This window comes from Streptomyces sp. NRRL S-495 (assembly GCF_000966955.1).
Taxonomy (GTDB): domain Bacteria; phylum Actinomycetota; class Actinomycetes; order Streptomycetales; family Streptomycetaceae; genus Kitasatospora; species Kitasatospora purpeofusca.
The window spans coordinates 1-3534 of the sequence record NZ_JZWY01001192.1 but is presented as its reverse complement, the minus strand read 5'-3'; the positions used below and the strand labels follow the sequence as shown (position 1 = coordinate 3534).

Annotated in this window: 4 protein-coding genes; all 4 read right to left on the bottom strand. The window is 67.6% G+C overall.

Going from position 1 to position 3534, the window contains the following annotated elements; translation table 11 throughout:
- Positions 1 to 541: ATP-binding cassette domain-containing protein (locus VR45_RS40480; RefSeq protein ID WP_199926105.1), on the bottom strand; the 541-nt coding region annotated here is incomplete at its 3' end.
- A gap of 15 nt (positions 542 to 556) precedes the next feature.
- A complete protein-coding gene (locus VR45_RS40475; protein WP_078897549.1) occupies positions 557 to 1552 on the bottom strand; it encodes an ABC transporter permease in 996 nt (331 codons plus the stop codon).
- Positions 1545 to 2489: an ABC transporter permease gene (locus VR45_RS40470; RefSeq protein WP_045944978.1), complete on the bottom strand. Its 945-nt coding sequence runs from the start codon at positions 2487 to 2489 to the stop codon at positions 1545 to 1547. The genes VR45_RS40475 and VR45_RS40470 overlap by 8 nt, the downstream gene beginning before the upstream one ends.
- 93 nt (positions 2490 to 2582) lie before the next feature.
- Positions 2583 to 3534 (bottom strand): ABC transporter substrate-binding protein (locus VR45_RS40465; protein WP_045944977.1); only part of this gene is annotated, 952 nt, incomplete at its 5' end.

The following is a 3534-nucleotide window of genomic DNA, read 5'->3' as shown; positions in this document are numbered from 1 at the left end:
CGACGCGCTCACGGGCGGCGGGGATGCGCACCCGCTCCATCAGCTCGACGGCCTTCTCCTTGGCCTCTTTGCGACCGGCACCCTGGTGCACCCGGAACATCTCGCCGAGCTGGTAACCGACGCTGAGCACCGGGTTGAGCGAGGACAGCGCGTCCTGGAAGATCATCGCGATCTTCCGGCCCCGCACCGCCCGCCGCGCCTTGGGGCTCATGGTGAGCAGGTCCTCGCCCCGGAACCGGATCGAGCCGTTGGTGATCCGCCCCGGCGGCATGTCGAGGATGCCCATGATGGCCTGCGCGGTCACCGACTTGCCCGAGCCGGACTCGCCGAGCACCGCCAGTGTCTCCCCCGCCGCGACCGAGTAGCTCACCCCGTTGACGGCCTTGGCGACGCCGTCCCGGGTGTGGAACTCGATGTGCAGGTCGTCGACCTCCAGCAGGGGCGTTCCGGGCACCAGGCTCTCCCGACTCCCGCCGAGCACCTGCACCGTGTCCGGGCCCGGCCCGGCGCCGTCCTTCGCCGGTTTCGTCATGTCAGTCATGGTCCGCGGCCCTCCTCAGCGCAGCTTCGGGTCGAGGGCGTCGCGCACCGCGTCGCCGAGCATGATGAACGCGAGCACGGTGACGCTCAGCACCGCGGCCGGGAAGAGCAGGACGTGCGGGGCATTCAGGAAGCGGGCCTGGGCGTCGCTGATCATCAGGCCCCAGGAGATCGCCGGGGACTGGATGCCGATGCCCAGGTAGGACAGCGCGGCCTCGGCGCCGATGTACACGCCCAGGTTGATCGTCGAGACCACGATCACCGGGGCGACGGCGTTCGGCAGGATGTGCCGGCCGACGATCCGGCCGGTGCCCGCCCCGAGCGCCCGGGCGGCCACCACGTAGTCGTTGTGCTTGTTGGCCAGTACCGCCGAGCGCATCAGCCGGTAGATCTGCGGCCAGCCGAGCACCGCCATCACCGCGGAGACGGTCCAGGCGTTGCCCTCGCCCCAGGTGGACATGATCAGCATGCCGCCGAGCAGCAGCGGGATCGCGAAGAAGATCTCGGTGACCCGGGAGAGCACGCTGTCCCCGATGCCGCCGATCCAGCCGGCCCACAGGCCGAGGCTGCCGCCGACCAGGACCACCAGCGTGGTGGTCACCATGCCGACGATGATGGAGTTGCGGGCGCCCCAGATGGTGCGGGTGTAGATGTCGCAGCCCTGGACGTCGAAGCCGAACCAGTGCGAACCACTGGGCCGCTTCAGCGAGTCGGCCAGGTTGCAGAAGCCGCCGGCGCGCGGGTCGCCGTCGGTGAACAGCTGCGGGGCGACCGCGAGGACGACCATGAACAGCACCAGGAACCCGCCGATCAGGAACAGCGGGCTGCGCCGCAGGTCCGTCCAGGCGTCGGTCCAGAGGCTGGCGACCCGTTCGCTCCCGGCGTCCGGCGCGCCGGAGCCCTTGGCGGTCGCGGAGGCCGCCTCGGCGGCCGGCCCGCCCGCGGCCGAGCCGGAGCCGGACTGCCCCGGGATCCCCGTGCCCGTGTTCTCGCTCTTCGTCGGCTCACTCATAGCGGATCCTCGGGTCCAGGACGGCGTACAGGAGGTCGACCACCAGGTTGGCGAACAGGTAGACCATCACCAGGGCGCTCACGATGCCCACGACGATGGTGCGTTCCCGCAGGTAGACGGACTGGAAGAGCTGGTGTCCGACGCCGGGGATGTTGAAGATGCCCTCGGTGATGACCGCGCCGCCCATCAGGCCGCCGAGGTCCATGCCCAGGAAGGTGACGATCGGGATCAGCGCGTTGCGCAGACCGTGCCGGACCACCACCCGCAGCGGGCTGAGCCCCTTGGCCACCGCCGTCCGGACGTAGTCGGCCCGCATCACCTCGATCAGGCTGGTCCGGGTGAGCCGGGCGACGTACGCCAGCGAGGTCGAGGCCAGGACGTAGCCCGGCAGCAGGTACGAACGGAAACCGGCCTCCTCGTTGAAGGAGACCGGGAAGAAGTCGATGCCGTAATCGGTGTTGAGCTTCACCCCGATGAGCAGCTGGAGCACGAAGCCGATCACGAAGACCGGGATCGAGATGACCATGAGGGTCGAGATCAGCACCACGTTGTCGATGAACTTGCCGCGCCGCAGGGCGGCGACCACACCGGCGGTGACACCCACCGCCATCTCGATGGCCAGGGCGACGAACGCCAGGTTGATGGTGTACGGGAAGGCCCGCTGCATCACGTCGACGACCTGGTTGCCCCGGTAGTCCTCACCGAAGTCGCCCTTGAACAGGCCGATCAGGTAGTCCCAGTACTGGACGAAGAACGGGTCGTCGAGGTGGTACCGGTCCCGTAGGACGGCCACCACGGCGGGGTCCTGCCTCTTCTCACCGGCCAGTGCCGCGATGGGGTCACCAGGAAGCAGGAAGACCAGTGCGTAGATCAGGAACGTCGCGCCGAGGATCACAGGTATGGCCTGGATGATCCGGCGGACCACATAGCGGCCCATGCGGTCTCCTCATGATCGGGGCACGCCGGTGCCGGGCGGCACGGGGGTTGCCCGTGCCGCCCGCGCCGGCGTGCCGTTCGGACTGGACGGAGGTCAGGCCAGCTCGACGTTGGCCAGGTCGATGCGGTTCTGGGCGTCCACGACCACGTTCTTGACGGTCTTGGTGTAGGCCGCCGAGGTCATGTAGGTGTAGACCGGGATGTACGGCAGTTCCTTGATCAGGATGTCGTCGGCCTGCTGGTACAGCTTCTGGCCGTCCTCCACCGACTTGGCCTGGTCGGCCTGGTCCAGCAGCGACTCGAACTGCTCGTTGACGTAGCCGCCGTAGTTCGAGCCGTTCTCGATCGCGACCTTGGAGAAGATCGGCCGCAGGTAGTTCTCCATGGACGGGTAGTCCATCTGCCAGGCCATCCGGAAGGCGCCGGAGTACTCCTTGGCGCCCAGCGCGTCCAGGATCTTGCCGAACTTCTCGAACGGCTTGAAGGTGACCTCGACGCCCAGGTTCTTCTTCAGCTGGTTGCCGACCGCCTCCATCCACTCCTTGTGGCCGCCGTCGGCGTTGTAGCCCAGCTCGATGGTGTTGTTCGGGACGCCGCCGACGGAGTCCCAGAGCGCCTTGGCCTTGGCCGGGTCGTACTTCGCCGCGTCGCCCATGGCGCCCTTGCGGTAGCCCGGAATGATCGGGCTGATGAAGTCGTCGGCCGGGACGCGGGTACCGGAGAAGATGGTCTTGGTGATCGCCTCGCGGTCGATCGCCATCGAGATCGCCTTGCGGACCTCCGGCTTGCCGTACGCGGTCGGGTTGGTCGCGATCGGGAAGCCGATGAAGCCGACGCCCGACTCCGGCTTGTAGATGTAACGGTCACCGAATTCCTGGGCGACGGTCGCCATCGCCGAGATCGGGAGCTTGTTGGTGATCTGGATGTTGTTGGCCCGGAGGTCGTTGTAGGCTGTTTCCAGCTTGTCGTAAATCTTGAACGTGACGGAATCCAGCTTGGCCTTTCCGTCCGCCTCCGGGAAGTTCTCGTAGCGCTTGACCTTGATC